Here is a 23,939-nt window from a genome sequence, read left to right on the forward strand (position 1 = left end):
CGGGCACGGGAACCGTACGACGGGCTCCGCGACAGGGCCCAGAGACACCGAGGTCCTTCGTGCTGCCCACAGCCGCCCCCGCCCCCATACGGACCGCCGCCCTGCTTGCGGCGGGACTCCTCGCCCTCACCGCCTGCGGCGGCCCGGGCGCCGGCCGGGCCGCCGCAGGCGGCCGGACCGACGGATTCCCGCTCACGTTCGAGAACTGCGGGCGCACCGTCACCGTGCAGGCCCCGCCCGAGCGGGCCGTCTCCGTCGACCAGGGCTCGACCGAGATCCTGCTCTCGCTCGGCCTCGCCGACAGGATCGCCGCCACCGCCACCTGGACCGACCCGGTCATGAAGGGGCTGGAGAAGGCGAACGCCGGCGTCGAACGGCTGTCGGACAACCGCCCCTCCTCCGAGAAGGTCCTCGACCAGGAGCCCGACTTCCTCTCGGCGTCCTTCACCTCCACCCTCGCCAAGGGCGGTGTGGCGCCCCGCGAGCAGTTCGAGAAGCTCGGCGTCCCCACCTACGTCTCGCCCGCCGACTGCACCGCCAAGGACGACAGCGTCGGCGGCGACGGCGCCCGGACCGCGCCGCTGACGATGGAGGCGGTCTACGACGAAGTGCGCGAGCTGGCCCGGGTGTTCGACGTCCCCGAGCGCGGCGAGAAGCTGGTGGAAGAACTCCGGGCACGGGTGGCGAAGGCCAAGAAGGGCGCCGGCGCCTCCGACGCCTCCCTCCTCTACTGGTTCTCCGACTCCAAGACGCCCTACCTCGCGGGTTGTTGCGGTGCCCCCGGCGTCATCACCGAAGAACTCGGCGCGAAGAACGTCTTCGACGACACCCACGAGGAATGGCCCCAAATCAGCTGGGAGACCGTCGCCGACCGCAACCCCGACGTCCTGGTCGTCGGCGACCTGACCCGTACGACGCAGACCGCCGAGAGCGCGGCGAAGAAGATCGAGTTCCTGGAGTCCCACCCGGTCACCAGGACCATGGACGCGGTCAGGAACCACCGGTACGTGCTGCTCAGCGGACAGGCCATGAACCCCACCATCCGGACCGTCGAGGGACTGGAGACCGTCGCGGCCGGCCTGCGCGACTTCGGGCTCGCCGGGTGAGCGCCGGGAACCCGGCGGTGGAGAACCGCCCGCCCGGCGGTGGGGAGCGGACGTCCGGAGCCCCCGTCGCCCCGTCCGGCCCGGCAGAACGCCCCAGCGCTCCACCCGGACCGGCGGGGGAGGCCGCCTCCCGCGGACCGCTCCGGAAGGGCGGCCGGTCCGGCGCCCCGCTCGCCGTGCTGCTGTGGGGCGGCGCCGTCCTGCTCCTGCTGCTCTCCGTCGCGGCCGCCGTCACCATCGGGCCCGCCCGGATCTCCGTCCCCGACGTGTGGTCCGCCGTCGCCGCGCACCTCGGCTTCGGCGTCGGCGGCCTCAGCCCGATCCGGGACGGCATCATCTGGAACCTCCGCATGCCGCGCACCCTCCTGGCCGCCGTGTGCGGGGCCGGACTCGCCGTGTGCGGCACGGTGATGCAGTCCCTTCTGCGCAACCCGCTCGCCGACCCCTTCGTCCTCGGCGTCTCCTCCGGAGCCTCGACGGGGGCGGTCGTGGTGGTCGTCCTCGGGGTCGGCGGGGGAGCGGTGTCCCTGTCGGCCGGGGCGTTCGCCGGGGCGCTGGGCTCGTTCGCCCTGGTGATGCTGCTCAGCCATGTCCTCGGCGGCTCCACCGACCGGGTCGTGCTCTCCGGGGTCGCCGCCATGCAGCTCTTCTCCGCCCTCACCTCCTTCGTCGTGATGACCTCCGCCGACGCCGAGCAGACCCGGGGCGTGCTGTTCTGGCTGCTCGGTTCGCTCGGCGGGGCCGGCTGGAGCGAGGTCGCCGTCTGCGCCGCCGTCCTCGCCGTCTGCCTGACGGCCTGCCTGGCCCACGCCCGCACCCTGGACGCCTTCGCCTTCGGGCAGGACGCCGCCGCCGCGCTCGGCGTGAACGTCGCCCGAGCCCGGACCGTGCTGCTGTGCGCCACCGCCCTGCTGACCGCCGCCCTGGTCAGCGCGGCAGGGGCGATCGGCTTCGTGGGCCTGGTCCTGCCGCACGCCGCCCGCGCCCTCACCGGCTCCGGGCATCGCAGGCTCCTCCCGGTCACCGCGCTCGCCGGGGCGGTCTTCCTGGTCTGGGTCGACACCCTCGCCCGGACCGCCCTGGACCCGCAGGAGGTACCGGTCGGCGTCGTCACCGCCCTGATCGGCGTCCCCGCCTTCGTCCTCGTCCTGTACCGCACCCGGAGCGGCCGATGACGAGCCCCGCCGGCCCAGGCGGCGTCCCCACGGAGGCCCCCGGGGGGTTGCGCGCCGAGCGCGTCGGGCGGGCGGCGGGCGGCCGGCTCATCCTCGACGGCGTGTCCATCACCCCGCCGCCCGGCGCGACCATGGGGCTCCTGGGCCCCAACGGGTCCGGCAAGTCCACCCTGCTCCGCGTCCTCGCCGGGCTCCTCGCCCCGGACACCGGCGTCGTCACCCTGGACGGGAACCCCCTCGCGGGGCTCGGCCGCCGTACCGTCGCCCGCCGGATCGCCGTCGTCGACCAGCACGCGGCCACCCAGGTCGACCTCAGCGTCCTGGAGGTCGTGCGTCTGGGCCGCATCCCGCACCGCCGCGCCTGGTCCGCCCCGGACCGCGCCGACGAGGAAGCCGTCGCCGACGCCCTGCGCCGCACCGGGCTGACCGACCGGGCCGGGCAGTCCTGGCACACCCTCTCCGGCGGGGAGCGCCAACGCGTCCAGATCGCCCGCGCCCTCGCCCAGAGGCCCCGCGAGCTCCTCCTGGACGAGCCGACCAACCACCTCGACATCCAGCACCAGCTGGACCTGCTCGCCCTGGTCGCCGCCCTCCCCGTCACCAGCGTCGTCGCCCTGCACGACCTCAACCTCGCCGCGATGTTCTGCGACCGGATCACCGTGATGAAGGCCGGCCGGGTCGTCGCCGGGGGCACCCCCGCCGAGGTCATCACCGAGGAGCTGATCCAGGACGTCTACGGGGTCCGCGCGGTCGTCGCCCCCGAGGGGCCGGACGGCCGCCCCTCGGTGCGGTTCCTGCCGCGCCGTTGAACGACCGCGCCGGACAGCCCGCCGGGCGGGCCCGTGGAACGGGTCCGCCCGGCGGCCGAGGACATGGGAGCGGCCTGTCGGCCACCTGAGGGTTCAGCTCAGCGGCGTCGCCCCTGGCCGAACTCGCCGCCGGCGTCCTTGCCGGTACCCGTGTCCGTCCCGTCCGCGTAGTCGATCTTCTCCTTGCGGACCTCGGCGGAGACCTCCTTCTGCTCGGTCACCCGGTTGGTCTCCAGCCGGACCCGCTCCACCGGCACGGCCTCCTTGCGTACGGTGGCGCGTTCCGCGTGCAGCGTGACCTCGACGTCCTGCTCGCCGAAGTCCGTGGTCCCGGCCGTCTTGTCACCGGGCCGGAGCGGTTCGCGGACCACCCGGACCTCCTCGTGGGAGACCGGAACCGTCCGGGTGACCTCCTCGGTCACCACGTACTTGTGCAGCCGGGCCCGGCCGCTCTCGTACTCCTCCTTGCCGACGTGCAGCTCCTCCTCGGAGCGGATCATCTCCTCCTTGCCGCGCTGCTCGCCCGCGCGGGACGTGCCCGCCCCGGCGCCCGCCAGCGGGCGTGAGGTGGTGGAGGCGTCCGTGTCACGGTGCTTGCCCGTGCCGGCCGTCGTGGCCTTCCCGGTCCCGCGGGCCGTGCCCGCGGCGCCTGCCGCGCCCATCGCCCCGGTGCCGGCGGCGGTCGGCGCGTCCATGCCCTGTGACCGGTTCCCGGCGAGGTTACCGGTCTTCCTGGTCAGGCCGTAGTGCCGGTACAGCTCCTCCTCCTCGGCCACGGAGAGGTGCGCGTCCGCGTCCACCCGAGGCGCGTCCTTGACGCTTTCCTTGGGATGGGCGACGTGCAGGTCGGAGCCCACCCGACGGGCTCCGGCGAGCGGGACGAAGCTCTCCTTCATGCCGAACAGGCCGGTCTTGACCGTGATCCAGTCGGGCTTGCCGGTGTCGTCGTCGACGTACACGCGGCCCACACTGCCGACCTTCTCACCGTCGTTGTCGTACACGGTCAGACCGTCGAGCTCTCCGGAATCCGTGAAACCGTCAGCGGCTCCCATAACCGATTCCTCCTCTCGGGCACGCCCTGTGGGTGGCTCCACCAGAGGTGGCGCGTCCGGATTCCATCGCGCCTCACCCGCCCCACCGGTGCAACCGCCCGCCGACCCGGATTCCGGCGTGCGGAAGGCCGGGGCGGGCCGTGGGCCCTTGCGCGGAGGGGTCGGGCCGCCCGAGAGCCAATTAGGCCAATCGGGTGAGTACCCGGGCGCCGCATATGATCGGCGGACAGGGCGGCCGCGGTGCGGACCACCGCGGCCCGCCGGCCGACCCGCCGAGCCACCAGGGGTGCGCCATCTCCTCCGTACGCCTCCGGCCGCCCGCGCGACGCGGCGAACCCCGCGCCGAACTCCGCGACCGGCACGAGGACGGACACCGCCTCCACCACCTGCTGTGGCGGCTGGGGCCGGGTTTCCGGGTCTGCAGCAGCGCGGTCCTCGGCGGCGGCATCGGCCCCCGCGCCTGGGTCCTCAACGCCCAGGTCCCCGGGGGCTACCCGCGCCTCGACCCGGACCGCCACCTCGCCGAGATCGCCGCCGCCGAAGGGCTGGCCGGCATCGGCGCCGGGCTGATGACGGCCGCCGAGGTCGCCGCGTACACCACGGCGCACGACGGCGGCGTCACGGCGACCGTCACCACCGGCCTCGGCGTACGGGGCTGGGCGGCGGTCCCCGAGACCACCCCCCGGCCCGCCTGCGCCCCGACGGCTCCGTTCAGGCCCGGCACGGTCAACATCGTCCTCACGCTGCCCGTGCCGCTCTCCGACGCCGCCCTCGTCAACGCCGTCGCCACCGCCACCGAGGCCAAGGTCCAGGCCCTCCTCGACGCCGGACTCGACTGCTCGGGCACCCCCACGGACGCCGTCTGCGTCATCGCCCCCGAACCGGGCCCCGACTCCGGGGAAGCCTTCGCCGGACCCCGCTCCACCTGGGGCGCGCGCATCGCCCGCGCCGTGCACACCGCCGTCCTGACCGGGGCCCGCCCGGCGCCGTGACGACGGCCGAGCGGGATCTGCCCGGTCTCGGACGACCAGGCCCCTGCGGGGTCCTGGGAGCCCCGCTCCTGGGGGACGTGACCTGCGGGGACGGAATCGAGGGCGGGCCCCTGGGGCTCCCGGCCCGGGGCGGTGTCGGTCCGGGCACGGGCCGCGGGCCGCCGCTCGGCAGCCGTGGAAGCGCCCCGCCCGCTCGCCAGGAACCCCCAGCGGCCCGTCGCATCCGGCCACACGACGGCGACGAAGGGGCGGCGCCCGTCATACGGCGGCCACGCACGCCCGTCCCGCCCGGCGGCTTCGGAGGCGAGGGCGTCCTCCCACCCGCCGCCGGTCGCGGAAACGCCGCACCCGCCGCGGGGCATGCGGCGGGTGCGGCGGGGAACTCCTTCGGCGGGCGGCCGGTACCCGGGCGAGCGAGCGGTCGGCCTGCGCGGGAAACGGCTCGGGGGCGTCGCCCGCCGGTGCGCGGTGCGCTCACTCCTGGACGAGCATCCCGTCCCGCAGCCTGCCGAGCATCCGGCTCAGCAGCCGGGACACATGCATCTGGGAGATGCCCAGCTCCGCGCCGATCTGCGCCTGGGTCATCTCCTGGCCGAAGCGCATGTCGATGATCCGGCGCTCCCGCTCGTCCAGTTCGTCCAGCAGGGGGGCGAGGGCGTGGAGGTTCTCCACGGTCTCCATGGCGGGGTCGGGTCCGCCCAGCACGTCGGCGAAGGTCCGCGCCCCGCTCTGGCCCGGCCCGTTCTCCGCGGTGTCGGTCGGCATGTCGAGGGAGCCGGCCGTGTAACCGTTGGAGGCGACGATCCCCTCGGTGACCTCGGACTCCTCGATGCCCAGGGCTTCCGCCAGCTCCCGCACCGTGGGGTCGCGGTCCAGCTCGGCGGCCAGCGCCTCCTTCGCCTTGGCGAGGTCGACCCGCAGCTCCTGGAGGCGGCGCGGCACGTGCACCGCCCAACTCGTGTCGCGGAAGAACCGTTTGATCTCCCCGACGATGTACGGAACGGCGAACGAGGTGAACTCGACCTCCCGCGAGAGGTCGAAGCGGTCGATCGCCTTGATCAGCCCGATGGTGCCGACCTGGACGATGTCCTCCATGTCGCCGCTGCCCCGGTTGCGGAAGCGGTTGGCGGCGAACCGGACCAGGGACAGGTTCATCTCGATGAGGGTGTTGCGCGCGTACTGGTACTCGTGCGTGCCCTCCTCCAGGACCTGGAGCCGGTCGAAGAAGAGGCGCGAGAGCCGGCGCGCGTCCATCGGGGCGACCTTCCCGGCGTCCTCGATCCAGGGAAGGTCCTCGGCGGCTCCCACACCCTCCACGCCGGCCGTCCGCACGGACTGTGCGGTCTGCGAGGTCTGCACGGTCATGTCGCTTCACGCTCCCTGGTTCGAAGGCCCTCAGGGTTGTTCGCCTTCCCGGGACCATGACTCCCATGCGTGGGAGAACGAGTTGATCTGCGGACGCCGGGGGAAACGGCCGAAAGCAGCGCGTGTTCACCGCTGAGACGGTGTCAAGGGCGGGGCGGAGAGGGTGCGAGTCGGGAGCCGAGGAGGGCGGGGCGGAGCTCCGGAAGGGTCCGGTGGTATCCCGGCGGAATACCGCAGCGCTCGCGGAGACGCAGAGAACCGCCCCACCGGTACGGGGGAGCCCGGTGGGGCGGTCGCCACCAGAGTGCCACAGCCGGGGAGCGGTTGGGAGCGGAGCGGCGCGTATCGGCCTACGGATGAGTCGAATTGGTCGCTCGCCCTCGCGCTGCCGGGGCGGGCGGCCGGGCTCCGGGACCAGGCGCGCGGCGCCCGGCGGCCCGTATCCGAGAGTCACAGTGCCGTGAACGGCCGCGCCCGGCGGAATACCCGCCCCGTCCACGAGGCTTCCCCCCACGGTGGGTGCGTCGCTTCGACCGCCGAGCACCCGCCGACGAGAAAACGTGCGGTGGACGGAACGAGGAAGACGATGCCCCGGAACGACGCCCCGGCCGATGCCGGACCCCCCGCCCCAGCCCCTTCCCGACTCCACCCGCTGGACAACCCGACCCGGTCCTCCCTCACCGGTCCGCACGCCCGCTTCGCCGAGCGGTGTGGGCGTATCCTGCGCTACCCCCCGGACGTCACCCCCTGGGTCGCGCTCCCCGACGCCCCGGAGGCCCCGGAGTGGAACGACGTCGCGGCGCTGGCCGGGCCGGGGGGCGTCGTCGCCCTGGCCGCGTTCCAGGAAGCGCCGCCGGCGGACTGGGAGATCGTCTTCCGGGCCGAAGGCGTCCAGCTCGTCGACGTGTCGGTGGACGCCGCGCCCGACCCCGAGGCGGTCCGGCTCGGCCCCCGGGACGTTCCGGAGATGCTGGAACTGGTGGCACGCACCCGCCCCGGCCCCTTCCTGCCCCGCACGGTCGAACTGGGCCCCTACCTCGGCATCCGCCGGGACGGCGTCCTGGTGGCGATGGCGGGGGAGCGGCTGCACCCGCCGGGCTGGACGGAGATCAGCGGCGTCTGCACGGACGCGTCCGTACGGGGCCGGGGGCTGGCGGGCCGCCTGGTCCGGGCGGTCGCGCACGGGATCCGGGAGCGCGGTGAGACGCCGTTCCTGCACGCGGCCGCCTCGAACACCAGCGCCATCCGGCTCTACGAGGCGCTCGGCTTCCGGCTCCGCCGGCGTACCGAATTCCTCTCCGCCCTCGTTCCCGCCACGCTCCCGGCGGCGGGAGGGAACCGGGGGCCCTCGCCGCGCTGACCGCCCCTCCGCCGGACCGGCCCCGGGCCCCGTCGAGGGCGTACCGGCCCTCCGTACCCGTACGACGGGACCTGCGGCGTCCCCGCCACCGGCCGGAGGCCCCGGGCCGAAGGTCCCGGACGGGACCTTCGGCGGCGGCTCGGGCCCTAAGCCCTCCTGCGCGCGCGCCCGTGCCCCGGTCAACTGGAAGGGGCTGTCCGGACCGCGGGCGGCGCCGAGCGAACAGCAGGAGGACAGGCCGTGCCCATGAGGTTGCTGGACATGGCACAGAAGCGGAGCGGAACCCGGCCCCGAAACGCTGCCGCACCGGCGGCGGACCCGGGTATCGCGGCGGTGTCCCGGAGCCGGATCGGCAACTGGGCGCTGGTCGGCGGTCTCGCCCTGCTGACCGTGCTGGTCGTGCTCCTCGACGCCACGACGGGCAACGACCTGAGGGTCGTGCCGCTGCTCGTGGTCGTACCCGCCCTGGCCTCCGTCTACTGCAGCCTCCGCCAGACGATCTGGATCGCCGTGTGGATCACCACGGTCGTCGTCGGGTTCCGGGCGGGGGCGGACGGCACCTTCTGGGACTTCGTCTTCGGCATCGGCTTCACCGCACTGGCCTGCGCCCTCGGGGTCGCCGCCTGCGCGGCACGCATCCGGCACGCCACCGAGATGGCGCGGCTGCGGTCCGCCGCCGTCATCCTGCAGCGCCAGATCCTGCGACCGCTGCCCGTCACCACCGGGCACGTCCTCGCCCACGGCCTGTACGTGCCGATCGAGGAGGACCGCTTCGTCGGCGGAGACGTCTACGAGGTCGTCGAGTCGCCCTACGGAACCCGGGTGATCATCGGGGACGTCCAGGGCAAGGGGCTCGCGGCGATCGGTGCGGGGTTCGCGGCCATCGCCGCGTTCCGCGAGGCGGCGATCCGCGAGGCCACGCTCACCGGAGTGGTGGAGGCGCTGGAGGACGCCGTCGTCCGGCACAACGCCTTCTCCGCCCAGACCGGCGAGGCCGAGCGCTTCGTGACCGCGCTCGTGCTCGGGTTCGACGGGAGCGGCCGGGTGGAGGCCGTGAACTGCGGCCATCTGCCGCCGTTCCTGCTGCACGACGGCCGGGCCGAGGCCGTCCGGCTCCGACAGGCGTACGTCCCGCTCGGCCTCGCCGGACTCAGCCGGGAGACCCGGACGACCGAGTCCTTCGACTTCCCGCCGGGCGCGACGCTGCTCGTCGTCACCGACGGGGTGACCGAAGCCCGCGACGCCGCCGGAGCCTTCTACCCGCTGGGCGAGCGCGCCGGGGCGTGGGCCGCCCACGGGCCGCGGGAACTGCTCGACGCGCTGCACGCCGATCTGGAGGGGTTCTCCGGTGGCGTCCGGCGCGACGACATCGCCGCGCTGGCCCTGCGCCGGGCCCCGGTCGAGACGGGGCGGCGGCCCGCGAACCCCGGAGCCGCCCCTGTCGTCCCCGCGCCCGCCCCCGCCGCCCCGGACCCGGGCGGCGGTCTGATCACCACCCCCTGAACGTCCCTGGGAACAGACTGATGTCCCTGGGGGCAGAAGGGCCTGAGCGCCCCCGTGAGCACCGGGCCCAGGACCGCCCCCGCCCACGACCGCCCCGCCCCCGACCGTCCGGCCTCCCCGCACCCGGCCGGACGGCACGGCCGAGCCGGCCGCCTTCCCGCTCTCCGACGGGAATCCCTCATCACCGCGGCCACCCCCTGGCGGACGGCCGCCGCTCCGCCCCGTGACGCGGGCCCCGAGTGGCGCGCGGGGGAGACGGGGGCGACAAAGGAAGCACGCGAGGGAAAGAGCGAGGAGACCCCATGAAAGCCGTCCAGTACCGAGCCGTCGGCGCCGCCCCCGAGGTGGTCACCGTCCCGGATCCCGAGCCCGGCCCCGGCCAGGTCCTGCTGAAGGTCACCGCCGCGGGCGTCTGCCACTCGGACATCGCCGTGATGAGCTGGCCCGCCGACCAGATCCCCTTCCCGCTGCCCCTGACGCTCGGCCACGAGGGTGTCGGCACGGTCGCCGGGCTCGGCGACGGGGTCGACGCCTTCGAGGTCGGCGACGCCGTGGCCGTGTACGGGCCCTGGGGCTGCGGCACCTGCGTGAACTGCGCCGAGGGCAAGGAGAACTACTGCCTGCGTGCCAAGGAGCTCGGCATCATGCCGCCCGGCCTCGGCGCCCCCGGCGCGATGGCCGAGTACATGATCGTCGACGACCCCCGCCACCTGGCCCCCATCGGTGACCTCGACCCGGTGAAGACGGTGCCCCTCACCGACGCCGGACTGACCCCCTACCACGCCATCGTGCGCTCGCTGACGAAGCTCGTACCCGGCTCCACCGCCGTCGTCATCGGCGCCGGCGGCCTCGGCCACGTCGCGATCCAGCTGCTGCGCGCCATGACGGCCGCGCGGGTGATCGCCCTCGACGTCAACGAGGAGAAACTCGACCTGGCCAGGACCGTGGGCGCGCACGAAGCGGTCCTCTCCGACGAGAAGGCGGCCGCGCGCGTCATGGAACTGACCGGCGGACTCGGCGCCCAGGTGGTCCTCGACTTCGTCGGGGCGCCGCCCACCGTGCAGACCGCCGGAGCCGTCTCCCGCGTGGACGGCGACGTCACCATCGTCGGCCTCGGCGGCGGCGCGCTCCCGGTCGGCTTCGGGGCCCTCCCGTACGGCACCACCGTCTGCGCCCCCTACTGGGGCTCGCGCAAGGAACTGGCCGAAGTCCTCGACCTGGCCCACGCCGGAGCGGTGGACGTCCACGTGGAGACGTACCCCATCGACGAGGCCCCGCTCGCCTACGAGCGCCTGCACGAGGGCAGGGTCAAGGGCCGGGCCGTCATCCTCCCCCAGGGCTGATCCCCCGGTCGGCCCCACGGCCCTCCCCGCCCCCGGCCCGACAGCCGGCCCCCACCGGCCGCCCGCTCCCCGTCCGGCCGTTCCGGGACCCGCCCACCGGGCCTTCCCCGGCGCATCGCCCTCCGCCCCCGGCCGCCCCGCGGCCGGGGGCGGAGGACGGACAACCCCGGCTCCGGGCGCCGCCAACCCTTAGACTGGCCGCCATGGGCTCGTACTACTTCCCCTTCTTCCGCTGATCCCCGGCCCGGACGGCCGCAGCGCGCCGCACCGCGCGTCCCACCGGGACGCCCCGGTGCCGATCACCCGGTGACGTCCACGTCGCCCCTGCGCCCGCCGCCGTCCCCTCCGCCGTCCGGCGCCCACGCCCCGCCGCCGTGCCTCTGTGCGCGCCGCCGCGGGCCGCAACCAGGGAGAAGGCACCCATGCATCCCCAGCACGACCACGCCCAACTGGCCCTGAAGGACGTCTCCAAGGCGTACGGGGACCGCCCCGTACTCGACCAGGTGACCCTCACCGTCCGGCCCGGCGAGAAGATCGCCGTCATCGGCGAGAACGGTTCCGGGAAGTCGACCCTGCTCCGCCTGCTGGCCGGGGCCGTGGCCCCGGACACCGGTGAGGCCACCGTCCGGTTCCCCGGCGGCGTCGGCCACCTCGCCCAGACGCTCGACCTCGGCCCGGCCGACACCGTGCAGGACGTGGTCGACGCGGCCCTCGCGGAGCTGCGCGACCTCGAACACCGCATCCGCCGGGCGGAAGCGGGACTCTCCGACCGCGAGCCCGGCGGCCCCGCAGCCGCCGAGGCGCGACTCGCCGCCTACGGAGACCTCCTCGCCGCCTATGAGGACCGCGACGGCTACCGGGCGGACGCCCGCACCGAAGCGGCTCTGCACGGCCTCGGCCTCGCCCACCTCACCCGCGACCGCGCGCTCGCCACCCTCTCCGGCGGCGAACAGTCCCGGCTCGCCCTCGCCTGCGTCCTGGCCTCCCGGCCCGAACTGCTGCTGCTCGACGAGCCGACCAACCACCTCGACGCCCGCGCCGTCGCCTGGCTGGAGGACCGGCTGCGGGCGCACCGGGGCACCGTCGTGGTGATCACCCACGACCGGGTCTTCCTGGAGCGCGTCACCTCGGTGGTCCTGGAGGTCGACGGGGACCTGCGCACGGTCACCCGGTACGGGGACGGCTGGGACGGCTACCGCACCGCCAAGGCCGCCGCCCGCCGCCGTCGGGCCCGGGAACACGAGGAGTACCTGGCGGACCTGGCCCGTACCGAGGAGCTGGTCGCGGCGGCCGGGGCGCGGCTCACCGCCACCGGAGGCGACCCGAAACAGGGCTTCGGCAAACACCGCCGCTCGCACGAGGCCAAGCTGTCCGGCCGGGTCAGGGCGGCCAGGACCCGGCTGGAAGCGCTGCGGCGGTCTCCCGTGCCGCCCCCGCCCCCTCTGCTCGCCTTCACCGGCGGCCGGACTCTCGCCCCGGGGCCCGGTACGCCGGACCGGGCGGGCGTCACTGACGGGACGAGGCCGGCCGGCCGGGCCGCGGGCGCCCCCGTGAGCGGTGCGGCGGAGCGCCGCAGGACGCTCGTGGAGCTGGAATCCGTCTCCGTCGGCGATCGCCTGCACCTCCCCGCCCTCCGGGTGGAGGCGGGCGCCCGCCTCCTGGTGACCGGCGACAACGGTGCGGGGAAGACCACCCTGCTCCGGGTCCTCGCGGGCGACCTGGCCCCCGACAGGGGCACGGTCACCCGGCGGGCGCGCATCGGCTACCTCCCACAGGATCTGCCCGCCCGCCCCACCCGGCGCACCCTGCTGGCCACCTTCGCGGCCGGCCGCCCCGGCTTCCCCGACGAGTACGCCGACGACCTGCTGGCCCTCGGCCTGTTCCGCCCGCAGGACCTCGACGTGCCCGTGGCGTCCCTCTCCGCGGGCCAGCAGCGCAGGCTGGCCCTGGCCCGCCTGGTGACCCGGCCGGCCGATCTGCTGGTGCTGGACGAGCCGACGAACCACATCGCACTGAGCCTCGTGGAGGAGTTGGAGCAGGCGCTCGACGCGTACCGGGGCGCGGTCGTCGTCGTCTCGCACGACCGCGGCTTCCGGTCCCGCTTCACGGGCGACGTGCTGGAGCTGCGGGCGGGCCGCCCGGTGGACGCGGTCCCGGCCTACGCGTCGGGGGAGGCGGCCCTGCGGCGCACCTGAGTACGCAGCCGGTCGACGAAGACCCGCTGGCCGGCGATCAGCCGCTCCGCGGCCTGCTCCGGCGTGCACCAGGCGAACCGGTCCATCTCCGGGAACTCCTGCTGCACGCCGGAACCCCGCGGCCACTCCATCGTGAACGTCCCCGGTACGACGGACGCCACGTCCAGCTCCGCCTCCAGGGCCCAGACGCTCACCGTCTTGCCGCTGCGCTGGCGGGACTCGCCCAGCGCGATCCACTCACCGGGCGGGACCGGTACCCCCAGCTCCTCCACGAACTCCCGGCGGGCGGCCTCCTCCGCGCTCTCCTCCGGTCCGTACTCGCCCTTCGGGACCGACCAGGCGGCCGCCTCCCGCCCCGCCCAGAACGGCCCGCCCATGTGCCCGATCAGCACCTCGACGTCCCGCCCGCCCGTCCCCTCCGCGACCCGGAAGAGAAGGAGCCCCGCACTGCGCCTGCTTCTCGACATGCCGTCAAGTCTGCGACCGCGGGAGGTGCGGCGCCAGGCGTGGGCCGGAGGAGGGCGCCCCGGGCGACCGGTACAGCCGGGACGGACGTCTTGCACGCCCCTGGCCGGGCGCCCCGCGTCCAGCCGGGCCCGCCGGCCTCGGGACGGACATCCGCACGCCGTGGAACGACGACCCGTCCGGCCTGCCGGGCGGGTCGCCTCACGTCTTGCGGTAGCCGTACGCCTCCGATGCCGCGGCCTCCACCGCCGCCAGGTCGCCGCCCGCCGAGGCCGTCACGACGGCGGCCACCGCGCCCTCCACGAAGGGGGCGTCCACGAGCCGGGTGTTCTCGGGCAGCTCGTCGCCCTCGGCCAGCATGGACTTCACCGTGAGGACCGCGCTCCCCAGGTCCACCAGCACCGCGACGCCCGCCCCCCGGTCCACCGAGGCGGCGGCCCGGCCGATCAGCTCCGCACTCGTACCCAACCCGCCGTTCGGCAGCCCGCCGGCCGGGGCCACCGGGGCGGTCGCCCCTCCGGCGGCGAGGCCCCGGGCCAGCTCGGCGACCGACTCGGCCACCGGTCCGCTGTGAGAGACCAGCACGATGCCCACCTGCCGCTTCCCGCTCACGCGCTCTCCCCGTCCGCCGTCGCCGCCAGGGCCTCCACCAGCAGCGCCGACGACGTCGCCCCCGGATCCTGGTGCCCGACGCTGCGCTCGCCCAGATAACTGGCCCGCCCCTTGCGCGCCCGCATCGGCACCGTCGCCTCCGCGCCCGCACGGGCCGCGTCCGCCGCGCCGTCGAACGAGAGGGCCAGCGCCTCCGCCGCGGGCAGCAGCGCGTCGAGCATCGTCTTGTCCCCGGCCTGGGCCCCGCCCAGCTGACCCACCGCCGCCACCCCCGCCGCGAACGCCTGGGCGAACTGCTCCCGGGTCACCTCGGCGCCGTCCCCGAGCGCCTTGCCCGTACGACGCAGCAGCGTCCCGTACAGCGGGCCGGACGCGCCGCCGACCGTGGAGATGAGCTGTCGCCCGGCCAGGGCCAGCACCGCGCCGGGCGTGTCCGGGGCGTCCTCCTCCAGCACCGCCGCCACCGCCGCGAAGCCGCGCTGGAGGTTGCTGCCGTGATCGGCGTCCCCGATCGCCGAGTCCAGTTCGGTCAGACGGGCCGCCTCCCGGTCCACGGCCTCCGCGGCGGCGGACATCCAGCGGCGGAAGAAGTCGGTGTCGAGCACAAGGTCTCCTGTTCCTCGATCCTGCCGGGACGGGGCGCCCCGGCGGTACGGGCCCGGTACGGCCGGTCCGCGCCGCGCGCCCGGTCACGGAATCCCGTCGGCGGCTCAGCGGCCCCAGCGGAGCGCGGCCGTTTCCACCGGCGCGTCCCACAGCCGCAGCAACTCCTCGTCGACCTGGCACAGGGTCACCGAGCAGCCTGCCATGTCGAGCGACGTCACGTAGTTCCCCACGAGCGTACGAGCCACCGGGACGCCTCGCTCGGACAGGGCGCGGTGGACCTCGGCGTTGAAGCCGTACAGCTCCAGCAGCGGAGTCGCCCCCATGCCGTTCACCAGCGCCAGCACCGGGCCGGTGGGACGCAGGTCCTCCAGGACCGCGTTCACGGCGAAGTCGGCGATCTCCCCGGATGTCATCATCGGCCGCCGCTCCCGCCCCGGCTCCCCGTGGATGCCGATGCCCAACTCCAGCTCCCCGGAGGGCAGGTCGAAGGTGGGACTGCCCTTGGCCGGGGTGGTGACGGCGCCGAGGGCCACCCCGAAACTGCGCGCGGCCCCGTTCACCCGGCGCGCCACCGCGGCCACCTGGTCCAGCGGGGCGCCCTCGTCCGCCGCGGCTCCGGCGATCTTCTCGACGAACAGCGTCGCTCCCGTGCCGCGGCGCCCGGCGGTGAACGTGCTGTCGCTCACGGCCACGTCGTCGTCCACCACGACCTGGGCGACCTGGACGCCCTCGTCCTCGGCCAGTTCGGCGGCCATCTCGAAGTTGAGCACGTCACCGGTGTAGTTCTTGACGACGAACAGGACCCCGGCCCCGCTGTCGACGGCCGCGGCGGCCCGCACCATCTGGTCCGGAACGGGCGAGGTGAACACCTCGCCGGGGCAGGCGGCCGACAGCATCCCGGGCCCCACGAAGCCGGCGTGCAGCGGCTCGTGCCCCGAACCGCCCCCGGAGACCAGGGCCACCTTCCCCGCCACCGGCGCGTCCCGCCGGACGACGACCCGGTTCTCCACATCCACGGTGAGCTCGGGATGCGCGGCGGCGATGCCCCGCAACGCATCGGCGACCACGGTCTCGGGAACATTGATCAACATCTTCACGTGTGTCTCCTGGGGAGCGTGGCAGAGAACTCGTCGACCTGTGTTTTCGCTGATGGGGGGCTGGAAGGGACGCCTGGTCGGCCCCGGTGGTTCCTGGTGCCCAAGACGCCCTCCGGCGGCACCGGCGCCGACCTGCGGCTGAGTTTACCGACGGCCCGGCGCCTCGGGGGGCGAGGCGCCGGGCGGGAGCTGTGGAGCAGTGACGCGCTTTCACCATCATGCAGACGCTTCACGGGTCGCGCAGGCTGAACCCGTCCACCGGCGGAAACCCCCGTCCGGGAGGCCGGGCACGGTCCCTCCCCGATACGCGGCGCAGGCGGCCGGCCGCGCGTCAGGATGCGTCGGCTTCGAGCGCCGCGAGACGCCGTGCCGCGGCGCGAGCCGACCGGGGACGGCCGAAGGCGTGTTTCCACGGGTCCTCGTCGATCCGGTCGGCCATCGACGCGACGGTGAAGCTCCGCGCGTGGATACGCCCGTCCTCGACCTCGTCCCAGGCGAGCGGTGCGGCGACCGGCGCCCCGGGGCGGGCGCGTACGGCGTAGGGGGCGACCGCGGTCTGGGCGTAGGCGTTGCGTTGGACGTCGAGGTAGAGGCGTCCGCCCCGGGCCTCCTTGCGAGGCGCGGTGGTGAGCGCGTCGGGGGCGCGGGCGGCCAGGAGACCGCTGATCCGGCGGGCGAGATCGCGCACCTTGTCGAAGTCCGCCCGGCGGTCCAGCGGTACCACCACGTGCAGACCGCGCGAACCCGTGGTCATCACCGCCGACGGCAGCTCCAGTTCGTCGAGCAGGCCGCGCAGGCTCAGGGCGGCCGTGCGGACCGAGCCGAAGTCGTCGTCGGACGGGTCGAGGTCGAACACCATCCGGTCGGGACGGTCCGGCCGGTCCGCCCGCGAGAGGAAGCGGTGAGGGGTGACGCACGCCTGTCCGGCGAGGTAAACGAGAGCTGCGGGTTCGTCGCACACCGCATAGGTGACCGTCCCGTCCGCCTTGGGCAGTTCGACACGGTGGAACCAGTCCGGGAAGTGGTCCGGCACCTCCTTCTGCATGAAGGACGGGCCTTCGACGCCGTCGGGGTACCGCTCCATCATGAGGGGCCGTCCGCGCAGGTGGGGCACCATCGCCCCGGCGACGAGCCGGTAGTAGTCCGCCAGAGCGGCTTTGGTGATCCCGTCCGCCGGGAACAGCACCTTGTCCGGCCGGGCGATGACGACGGTACGGCGGCCCACCCGGATGCGCTCGTCCCCGCTCACCGGTTGTCCTCCCCCTGCTCGTCCTCCACCTCCACCTGCTCCAGGGGCTGTGTCGCCGGTCCCTGGAGCACCGCGCCGTCGACGCCGAACCTGGACCCGTGGCACGGGCACTCCCAGGTCGTCTCCGCCTCGTTGAAGGAGACCAGGCAGCCGAGGTGGGTGCACCGCGCGGAGACGGCCCGCACCGTGCCGTCCTGGCTCCGGTGGACGGCGCAGCGCCGCCCCCCGACCCGTACGACCGCTCCGCCGCCCGGCGGGATGGCGTCGACCGTCTCGACACGCGTCACGCGCAGCCGGTCGCCGGCGAAGTGCTTGGCCACCTCGACCTGCTGCCCCAGGAGCGCGGAACCCTCGCGCAGCACGCCCGCGATACGCCGCGGGTCGTACAGCTCCGCCCAGGCCGGACGAGGGCCCGAACCGGTGATCAGGGCGGTCAGCAGACGACCGGCCAGGACACCGCCCGTCATCCCCCAGCCTCCGAAGCCGGTCGCCACGTACGTATGGCGGGCCCCGACGTGAAAAGGGCCCACGAGGGGAACCGTGTCGCTGGGATCGTTGTCCTGCGCCGCCCACCGGTAGGCCGTGGGCCCCACCGGGAAGCGTTCGTGCATCCAGGCGTCCAGGCGGCCGAAACCCTCCTGCGGATCACCCGTTCCGGGCGTGAAGCTCTCGCCGGTGACGATGAGCAGGCGGCGGCCGTCGTCGAGCGGGGCCGTACGCACCGAACGTTTCCCCTCGTCCTCGGTGATGTACATGCCCTGCGGGGCCTCGTCGGCGGCGATGGGGGCGGCCACCACCAGTTCCCGCCGGGGCGAGAGCCGCGCGAAGAGCAGGGCGCGGTCGAAGACGGGGTAGTGGGTGGCGACGACCACGTCGCGGGCGGTGACCCGCCGGCCGTCCTCGGTGGTCAGACGACACGGCTGCCCCTCCGAGAGCCGGGTGACCCGGGTCTGCTCGTGGACGAGGCCGCCCCGCTCCAGCAGGTCCTCGGCCAGCGCCGCGAGGTATTTGCGCGGGTGGAACTGGGCCTGTCCGTCGAGGCGGACCGCGCCCGCGACCGGGAAGGGCAGCTCCGTCCGGGTGACGTAGGAGACGTCCAGGCCCGCCTCGGCGGCGGCGCGGGCCTCCGCCTCCACGGCTTCCCGCGTGTCCGGCCCGGCGGCGTAGGAGTAGGCGCTCACCCGTTCCAGATCGCAGTCGACGCCCACCTCGTCGACGATGGCGGCCAGCCGCTCCACCGCGTCCCGTTGCGAGGCGGCGTACAGGCGCGCGGCCTCCGCGCCCCGGGTCCGCCGCAGCCGGTCGTACACCAGCGAGTGCAGCGCCGAGACCTTGGCGGTGGTGTGGCCGGTGACGCCGGAGGCGAGGCGGTCCGCCTCCAGCACCACGACCCTCCGGCCGGTCCGGGCCAGCTCCCACGCCGTGCTCAGCCCCGCGATCCCACCGCCCACCACGGCGACGTCCACGTCGATGTCCTCGGTCAGGGGCGGGTGCGACGGGAAGGGGGCGGACTCCATCCAGTAGGACTCCGGGAGCCCCGGCAAGGAGCGGGGGAGGGCCATGACGTGTTCTCCCTACGTAGGTCGCGCGCCGACGGGCTGCCGCGCCGTCCATCCCCGCAGCGCTCCCGTGCGGCGCGGCGGGCGATCCGGCTCCCGCCGGGTACCACGGGGGCCGGGCGCCAAACGCCGTGGCCGGGCGGTTCGGACGGACGGCGACGGCAAGCCCCCCGCCCCGGCCCGGGTCCGGCCCGGGGCGGCGGGGAAGGCGCCCTGCTCACATTCCGCGCGCTGGGCCTCGGCTCCGAAGTGCCCACCGGAGTGCCTCCGCCTCTCGACGCCGAACAGGTGAAATCCGGGGGAGAGGGTAAGGACTGTCCCGCGATTCCCGGCGGGTGCGCGACGACGGCTACGGCACCTCGCCGCGTTGTCGGAACATCCCCGTACATCCGGTATGCGGATGCCCCTCCGCCTTGCGGTGCACCGCATCCGACGCCGCGCGCTGATCCACCGGAAATCGCGGGACACCCCTTGGGGGGCGTGCCGGGTGGTGCGCCGGCGCGATTTGCATGAACCACGCCCAGGTGGGAAAAGTGACAGTGGAGGTCAGGAAGCGGCCTGTACGAACCCGCTGCCGTCCTCCACCAGGGTGGGCGGTGAGGTTCCCGCACCACCTGTGACCCACTCCTTCGCGAGTCCTGCTTTCCTTCTGCGCCCCGGGGCGGTCCGATGCCCCGGGGCGGTCCGGCCGCGCCCGAAGAGGTCCGCGGCGCCGGTCCCCCCTGTTCCTCCGCTCCCCGCCGGCCCCGTCGGCGTCCCCTTGCGAGAGAAAGGCCGAGTGCGATGCTGTTGGCCCACCCCGCGGTACTCGAAGAGCTGCTGCGTCGTTACGACGAACTGACGGCCGGACGCGGAGAGGACGCCCAGGAGGCGAACCGGCGTCTGGAAGACGTGAGCTACACCTTGTGCGTGACCACCGGCACCCGGGACATCGCCTCGGCTCTCGTGACCGCCCGTGAGCGACTGCGCCGCCCGGCCCCGGAGACGGCGTCCGCCGCCCTGTCCTGAGCCCCCGGACGGAGAGGGATCCCGTGTTACGCGTCGGGAACAAGGGGTACCCCTAGGCGGGACAAACCGACCCCGGACGCGTGCGGAACGAGGATCACATGCAGGTGGGATACAAGCTGGCGGCGGAGGCGTTCGGCCCGGCGGAGCTGGTCAGACAGGCCGTACTCGCCGAGGAGGCGGGCTTCGACTTCGTGGAGATCAGCGACCACTACCACCCCTGGCTCGACAACCAGGGGCACTCCCCGTTCGCCTGGGCGGTGCTCGGAACCATCGCCGCCAAGACGTCGCGGATCGGTCTGGCGACCGGGGTGACCTGCCCCACCGTGCGCTACCACCCCGCGATCATCGCCCAGGCGGCCGCGACGCTCGCCCTGCTCTCGGAAGGCCGCTTCGTCCTGGGCGTCGGTTCGGGGGAGCGGCTCAACGAGCACGTCGTCGGCCCCGGCTTCCCCGAAGCGGTCAGCACCCGGCACGAGCTGCTCAAAGAGGCCCTGGAGATCATCCGGCTGCTGTGGAGCGGGGGATACCGGTCCTACGAGGGCAAGCACCTGCGGCTCCACGACGCCCGGGTCTTCGACCTGCCCGACGAGCCGCCCCTGATCGCGGTGGCGGCCAGCGGGCCGAAATCGGCCCGGATCGCCGCCGAACTGGGCGACGGCCTGTTCGCCACGGAGGACAAGCCGAGCATCGTGCGGCACTACCGCGACGCCGGCGGCAGCGGCCCCCGCTACGCCGAGGTCCCGATGGCCTGGGCGCCCGACGCGCAGACCGGCGCACGCGCCGCTCTGGAGACGACGCGCTGGGCACTGACCGGGTGGAAGGTGATGAGCGAGCTGCCCAACCCGGTCAACTTCGACGCGGCGACCGCCACCGTCCGCGAGGAGGACGTCCTGGGGAAGTTCGCCTGCGGCACGGACCCGGACCGGTACGCCGAAGTGGCCCAACCGTTCGTCGACGCGGGCTACGACCGGCTGGTCATGCAGAACGCGGGCCCCGACCCCGACGGCTTCATCGACTTCTACCGGCGTGAACTCGACGGCCGCATCCGACAGCTGAAGCCGAACAGCCCGTGAGCCCCACGCCGTGAGCGGCTGCGCCGCGGCAGCGCCCGCTCCGGCCTCCGGTACGCGCCGACCGATGAATCGAGGATGACCATGGCCGCCAGACACCACCTCATCGACCGCTCGCCCTCCGCTGTGTGGACGGTCCTCGAAGACGCACGCCTGTACGGCAGATGGGTGGTGGGAACCTCCGAGTCCCGGCCGGAACAAGGCCACTGGCCCGAAGTGGGCTCCTCACTCGTCTACTGCGTACGGCTGGGGCCCAAGGAATTCACCGGCCGCACGGTGGTGCGACGCATCGAGAAGCCGAGCACGCTGGAGCTGGAGGCCGAGGCCGGTGCGCTCGGATCGGCGCGCATCGCGCTGGAAGTCCGGCCGTGGGGGGACAAGACCCTCGTCACGGTCGACGAACACCCGCTGCGCGGTATCGGCGGCACGCTCCACAACTTCCTGCTGGACTGGCTGATCCAGATCCGCCACCGGGCCATGCTCGCGCGCCTCGCCCACCTGACCGAGCACCTGACGCCGCCGGGAGCGTCCGCCGCCGCCCGCCGCCCCGCGTCGACCGGCTGACCATGGACGCCCACCGGGAACGGGACGCCCCTCCTGTGGCGGGGCCTCCGCGACTGCAACGGAAGGCGAGGCCGCCATGGTCGACGCGGTAGTGATCGGCAGTGGACCGAACGGCCTGGTCGCGGCCAACCTGCTGGCCGACGCCGGCTGGTCGGTGGAGGTGCTGGAGGCCCAGGACGAGCCGGGCGGCGCCGTTCGCAGCGACCGCGGGGTCCACCCCGAGTACGTCAACGACCTGTTCAGCTCGTTCTACCCGCTGGCCGCGGCCTCCCCCGTGCTGTCCGGGCTGGACCTGCACCGGGACGGGCTTCGCTGGAGCCACGCCCCCCAGGTCCTCGCCCATCCGCTGCTCGACGGCAGGTGCGCCGTGCTGGACCGCGACCGGACGGCGACCGCCGCCGGCCTCGACCGCTTCGCCCCCGGCGACGGCGAGGCATGGCTGGAGCTCTGCCACATCTGGGACCGGCTGGGCGACGGAATCGTCGACGCCCTCTTCGCGCCCTTTCCGCCCGTCCGGGCGGGGGCCGTCCTGGCGGCGCGGCTCCGGGCGGCGGGCGGGCTGCGGCTGGCCCGCAGCCTCGTCCTCCCGGTCCGCAGACTGGGCGAGGAGGAGTTCGCCGAGGAGGGAGGGCGACTGCTGCTGGCCGGCAACGCCCTGCACGCCGACCTGGCCCCCGAGGCGGCGGGCAGCGGCGGCTTCGGCTGGCTGATGTCCATGCTGGGGCAGTCCCACGGTTTCCCCGTCCCCGTCGGAGGGGCCGGAGCCCTCACCGCTGCCCTGGTGAAACGGTTGCGGCGGCGTGGAGGAAGCGTCCGGTGCGGCCAGCGGGTCACCGAGGTCGTCGTGCGCCGGGGCCGCGCCGTAGGCGTCCGTACGGAGACGGGGGAAGGGGTTCCCGCCCGCAGGGCCGTCCTGGCCGACGTCTCCGCCCCCAGCCTCTACGGATCGCTGGTCGCCGCCGAACACCTGCCCGCCCGGCTCCTGGACGACATGCGGCGTTTCCAGTGGGACTTCGCCACCTTCAAGGTGGACTGGGCGCTGAACGGCCCCGTTCCGTGGAGCAGCCCCGAGGCCGCGTCGGCGGGGACCGTCCACCTCGTGGAGGGGGTCGACGAGCTCACCCGGTGGGCCTCCCAGATCGCCCGGGGCCTGATCCCCGACCGTCCGTTCCTGCTGTTCGGGCAGATGACCACGGCGGACGCGTCCCGGTCGCCCCGGGACACCGAAGCGGCCTGGGCCTACACCCACGTGCCGCACACCGTCAAGGGCGACGCGGGCGCCGCCGGGCTGACCGGCGGGTGGGACGCGGGGGAGGGGGAACGGATGGCGGACCGGGTCGAACAGCAGGTGGAGCGGTACGCCCCGGGCTTCCGCAGCCGCATCCTGGCACGGCGGATCCTCACCCCGACGACCTTCCAGAGCGCGGACGCCAATCTGTGCAACGGGGCCATCAACGGCGGTACGGCCGCGATGCACCAGCAGCTGGTCTTCCGGCCGGTGCCGGGGACGGGCCGACCCGAAACGCCCGTCAAGGGGCTGTACCTGGCCTCCGCGTCGGCCCACCCCGGGGGCGGGGTGCACGGCGCACCGGGGGCCAACGCCGCTCGGGCCGCCCTCCGCTCCACCCGGGCCACCGCCGCCGCCCTGTCCGCCGCCCAGCGGCTGCTGGCCCGGCGGGACCGGGTCGGCGAGATCACCCCCGTACGGGGCGAACGGCCGTGACCCCACGCCGCCACCCGGCCCCGACGCCGGACCGCGGCCGCACCCCGGGCCGCCTACCGGTCGGGCGGGGAGGAGCCCCGGGAGGCCCGGAAGGAGTGCCAGTCGGCCCGGCCCCCGGCGCCCAGCACCTCGATGGGGGAGGACATCTCCTCGCTGGGGCGGGCCCGTAGTTCGCGGCGGGCGGCCCACCCCACGAGGGTGGGGAAGAGCGGGCGCAGCGGCTGGCACCAGCGGAGCCACGGCGGGGCGTAGATCTGCGGGGCACGGCGGGCGATGCCCCGCGTGAGCCACTGGGCGACCTGACCGGGGGGATGGACCCGGCGGGCGGGACGCGGCTGGTTGCGGCGCAGGGCCGCGAGGACGGGGTGGTCGTCGATGCCGGTGAGCATGTCGGTCCCGGTCCAGTGCAGGTAGGCGACGCCGACCTGGACCCCGTCGGGTTCGACCTCGCCGCGCAGGGCGAGCGCGAAGGACTCCACCCCGGCCTTGGACGCGCAGTAGGCGCTCATCATGGGGGCCGCCCCGAACGCCGCGGTGGAGGCGATCTGGAGGAAGTAGCCGCGCGTGGCGGTCAGATGGGGCAGGAAGGCGCGGGCGGTGGAGGCGGACCCGGTGAGGTTGACGTCGATGACGCGCTGCCAGAGATCGGCGGCCGTACGGTCGAACGGGCCGCTCACCGCGATGCCCGCGTTCGCTACGACCACCGAGGCGGGCCCCAGGCCGGTTTCCACCGACCGTGCGGCGTCCGCCAGCTCCGCACGGTCGGTGACATCGCACTCGACGCAGAGGGTGGGGCCGGGGAGCGTCTCGGCGGCCTCCCGCAGGGTCGCCCGCTCCCGCCCCAGCAGCGCGACCCGCATCCCGGCCTCGGAGAGGCTCCGGGCGAGCGCCTCGCCGACGCCGCGAGCGGCGCCGGTGACGACCGCGACCCGCCCCTCCAGCGGGCGGGCGGGGCCGGGAGGGTTCCGGCGGATGCCGCGCACGTCCGGGATGTCGGGCATCGTCTCTCCTCGCTCCCTGGTCGGCCTGGCGGCCGGGACGCCGTCGGGCCGGCGGCTTCCCGTACCACCGTCGGGCCGCGGGACG

At 74.7% G+C, this 23,939-nt stretch carries 21 protein-coding genes; 12 read left to right on the plus strand and 9 right to left on the minus strand.

Features of this window, described 5'->3' with window-relative positions; all coding sequences use genetic code 11:
• Window positions 1–59 precede the first annotated feature (59 nt).
• The 3 genes from AMK24_RS26405 to AMK24_RS26415 are packed head-to-tail and all read left to right on the plus strand — an operon-like array spanning window position 60 to window position 3,090.
• Complete coding sequence (locus AMK24_RS26405) at window positions 60–1,106, plus strand: ABC transporter substrate-binding protein (protein WP_073771390.1); 1,047 nt, start codon at window positions 60–62, stop codon at window positions 1,104–1,106.
• Between the two features lie 17 nt (window positions 1,107–1,123).
• On the plus strand, window positions 1,124–2,281 hold the full coding sequence (locus AMK24_RS26410; RefSeq protein WP_073771391.1) for a FecCD family ABC transporter permease: 1,158 nt from the start codon (window positions 1,124–1,126) through the stop codon (window positions 2,279–2,281).
• Window positions 2,278–3,090 carry an ABC transporter ATP-binding protein gene (locus AMK24_RS26415; RefSeq protein WP_073771392.1) on the plus strand — a complete coding sequence of 271 codons (813 nt, stop codon included), beginning with the start codon at window positions 2,278–2,280 and terminating at the stop codon, window positions 3,088–3,090. The genes AMK24_RS26410 and AMK24_RS26415 overlap by 4 nt, the downstream gene beginning before the upstream one ends.
• A gap of 98 nt (window positions 3,091–3,188) precedes the next feature.
• Here AMK24_RS26415 and AMK24_RS26420 read toward each other — a convergent pair whose 3' ends face one another.
• On the minus strand, window positions 3,189–4,142 hold the full coding sequence (locus AMK24_RS26420; protein WP_073771393.1) for a PRC and DUF2382 domain-containing protein: 954 nt from the start codon (window positions 4,140–4,142) through the stop codon (window positions 3,189–3,191).
• A 215-nt stretch (window positions 4,143–4,357) separates the two neighbouring features.
• On the opposite strand from AMK24_RS26420, the gene AMK24_RS26425 reads away from it, so the two are divergent.
• Window positions 4,358–5,134, plus strand: a complete 777-nt coding sequence (locus tag AMK24_RS26425) for an adenosylcobinamide amidohydrolase (RefSeq protein WP_079190646.1) — start codon at window positions 4,358–4,360, stop codon at window positions 5,132–5,134.
• A gap of 474 nt (window positions 5,135–5,608) precedes the next feature.
• Here the strand turns inward: AMK24_RS26425 and AMK24_RS26430 are convergent, their stop codons facing one another.
• On the minus strand, window positions 5,609–6,499 hold the full coding sequence (locus AMK24_RS26430; protein ID WP_073771394.1) for a SigB/SigF/SigG family RNA polymerase sigma factor: 891 nt from the start codon (window positions 6,497–6,499) through the stop codon (window positions 5,609–5,611).
• A gap of 586 nt (window positions 6,500–7,085) precedes the next feature.
• Between AMK24_RS26430 and AMK24_RS26435 the strand changes: the two genes are divergently transcribed.
• From AMK24_RS26435 to AMK24_RS26450, 4 genes are all read left to right on the plus strand, one after another.
• Window positions 7,086–7,859: a GNAT family N-acetyltransferase gene (locus AMK24_RS26435; protein WP_073771395.1), complete on the plus strand. Its 774-nt coding sequence runs from the start codon at window positions 7,086–7,088 to the stop codon at window positions 7,857–7,859.
• 261 nt (window positions 7,860–8,120) lie between these two features.
• Window positions 8,121–9,362, plus strand: a complete 1,242-nt coding sequence (locus AMK24_RS26440) for a PP2C family protein-serine/threonine phosphatase (RefSeq protein WP_073771396.1) — start codon at window positions 8,121–8,123, stop codon at window positions 9,360–9,362.
• A 302-nt stretch (window positions 9,363–9,664) separates the two neighbouring features.
• Window positions 9,665–10,705 (plus strand): NAD(P)-dependent alcohol dehydrogenase, encoded by a 1,041-nt coding sequence (locus AMK24_RS26445; protein ID WP_073771397.1) that lies wholly within the window; start codon window positions 9,665–9,667, stop codon window positions 10,703–10,705.
• Window positions 10,706–11,127: 422 nt separating this feature from the next.
• On the plus strand, window positions 11,128–12,900 hold the full coding sequence (locus tag AMK24_RS26450; protein ID WP_073771398.1) for an ABC-F family ATP-binding cassette domain-containing protein: 1,773 nt from the start codon (window positions 11,128–11,130) through the stop codon (window positions 12,898–12,900).
• Here the strand turns inward: AMK24_RS26450 and AMK24_RS26455 are convergent.
• The 6 genes from AMK24_RS26455 to AMK24_RS26480 all read right to left on the minus strand — a co-directional run bounded on the left by AMK24_RS26455 (window position 12,864) and on the right by AMK24_RS26480 (window position 18,491).
• Window positions 12,864–13,367: an NUDIX domain-containing protein gene (locus AMK24_RS26455; RefSeq protein WP_073771399.1), complete on the minus strand. Its 504-nt coding sequence runs from the start codon at window positions 13,365–13,367 to the stop codon at window positions 12,864–12,866. The two genes, AMK24_RS26450 and AMK24_RS26455, sit on opposite strands and share 37 nt — an antisense overlap.
• 199 nt (window positions 13,368–13,566) lie before the next feature.
• Window positions 13,567–13,977, minus strand: a complete 411-nt coding sequence (locus AMK24_RS26460; protein WP_073771400.1) for a PTS-dependent dihydroxyacetone kinase phosphotransferase subunit DhaM — start codon at window positions 13,975–13,977, stop codon at window positions 13,567–13,569.
• Window positions 13,974–14,582: a dihydroxyacetone kinase subunit DhaL gene (dhaL, locus tag AMK24_RS26465; protein WP_073771401.1), complete on the minus strand. Its 609-nt coding sequence runs from the start codon at window positions 14,580–14,582 to the stop codon at window positions 13,974–13,976. The genes AMK24_RS26460 and dhaL overlap by 4 nt, the downstream gene beginning before the upstream one ends.
• 105 nt (window positions 14,583–14,687) lie before the next feature.
• On the minus strand, window positions 14,688–15,680 hold the full coding sequence (gene dhaK / locus AMK24_RS26470; protein ID WP_073771402.1) for a dihydroxyacetone kinase subunit DhaK: 993 nt from the start codon (window positions 15,678–15,680) through the stop codon (window positions 14,688–14,690).
• 331 nt (window positions 15,681–16,011) lie between these two features.
• The gene (gene ligD / locus AMK24_RS26475) at window positions 16,012–16,929 is read right to left on the minus strand and encodes a non-homologous end-joining DNA ligase (RefSeq protein ID WP_073771403.1); all 918 of its coding nucleotides are present in this window, start codon (window positions 16,927–16,929) and stop codon (window positions 16,012–16,014) included.
• The gene (locus tag AMK24_RS26480; protein WP_073771404.1) at window positions 16,926–18,491 is read right to left on the minus strand and encodes an FAD-dependent oxidoreductase; all 1,566 of its coding nucleotides are present in this window, start codon (window positions 18,489–18,491) and stop codon (window positions 16,926–16,928) included. The genes ligD and AMK24_RS26480 overlap by 4 nt, the downstream gene beginning before the upstream one ends.
• A gap of 780 nt (window positions 18,492–19,271) precedes the next feature.
• Between AMK24_RS26480 and AMK24_RS26485 the strand changes: the two genes are divergently transcribed.
• The 4 genes from AMK24_RS26485 to AMK24_RS26500 all read left to right on the plus strand — a co-directional run bounded on the left by AMK24_RS26485 (window position 19,272) and on the right by AMK24_RS26500 (window position 22,853).
• The gene (locus AMK24_RS26485) at window positions 19,272–19,496 is read left to right on the plus strand and encodes a DUF5133 domain-containing protein (protein WP_073771405.1); all 225 of its coding nucleotides are present in this window, start codon (window positions 19,272–19,274) and stop codon (window positions 19,494–19,496) included.
• A gap of 98 nt (window positions 19,497–19,594) precedes the next feature.
• A complete protein-coding gene (locus AMK24_RS26490; protein WP_073771406.1) occupies window positions 19,595–20,569 on the plus strand; it encodes a TIGR03557 family F420-dependent LLM class oxidoreductase in 975 nt (324 codons plus the stop codon).
• An 81-nt stretch (window positions 20,570–20,650) separates the two neighbouring features.
• Window positions 20,651–21,130 (plus strand): SRPBCC family protein, encoded by a 480-nt coding sequence (locus tag AMK24_RS26495; protein WP_073771462.1) that lies wholly within the window; start codon window positions 20,651–20,653, stop codon window positions 21,128–21,130.
• A gap of 76 nt (window positions 21,131–21,206) precedes the next feature.
• Entirely contained in the window at window positions 21,207–22,853 is a 1,647-nt protein-coding gene (locus AMK24_RS26500; protein ID WP_073771407.1) for a phytoene desaturase family protein, read from the plus strand.
• Window positions 22,854–22,906: 53 nt separating this feature from the next.
• Here the strand turns inward: AMK24_RS26500 and AMK24_RS26505 are convergent, their stop codons facing one another.
• Complete coding sequence (locus tag AMK24_RS26505) at window positions 22,907–23,854, minus strand: SDR family oxidoreductase (RefSeq protein WP_073771408.1); 948 nt, start codon at window positions 23,852–23,854, stop codon at window positions 22,907–22,909.
• Window positions 23,855–23,939 lie beyond the last annotated feature (85 nt).

This window comes from Streptomyces sp. CB02366 (genome assembly GCF_001905905.1).
Lineage (GTDB): Bacteria > Actinomycetota > Actinomycetes > Streptomycetales > Streptomycetaceae > Streptomyces.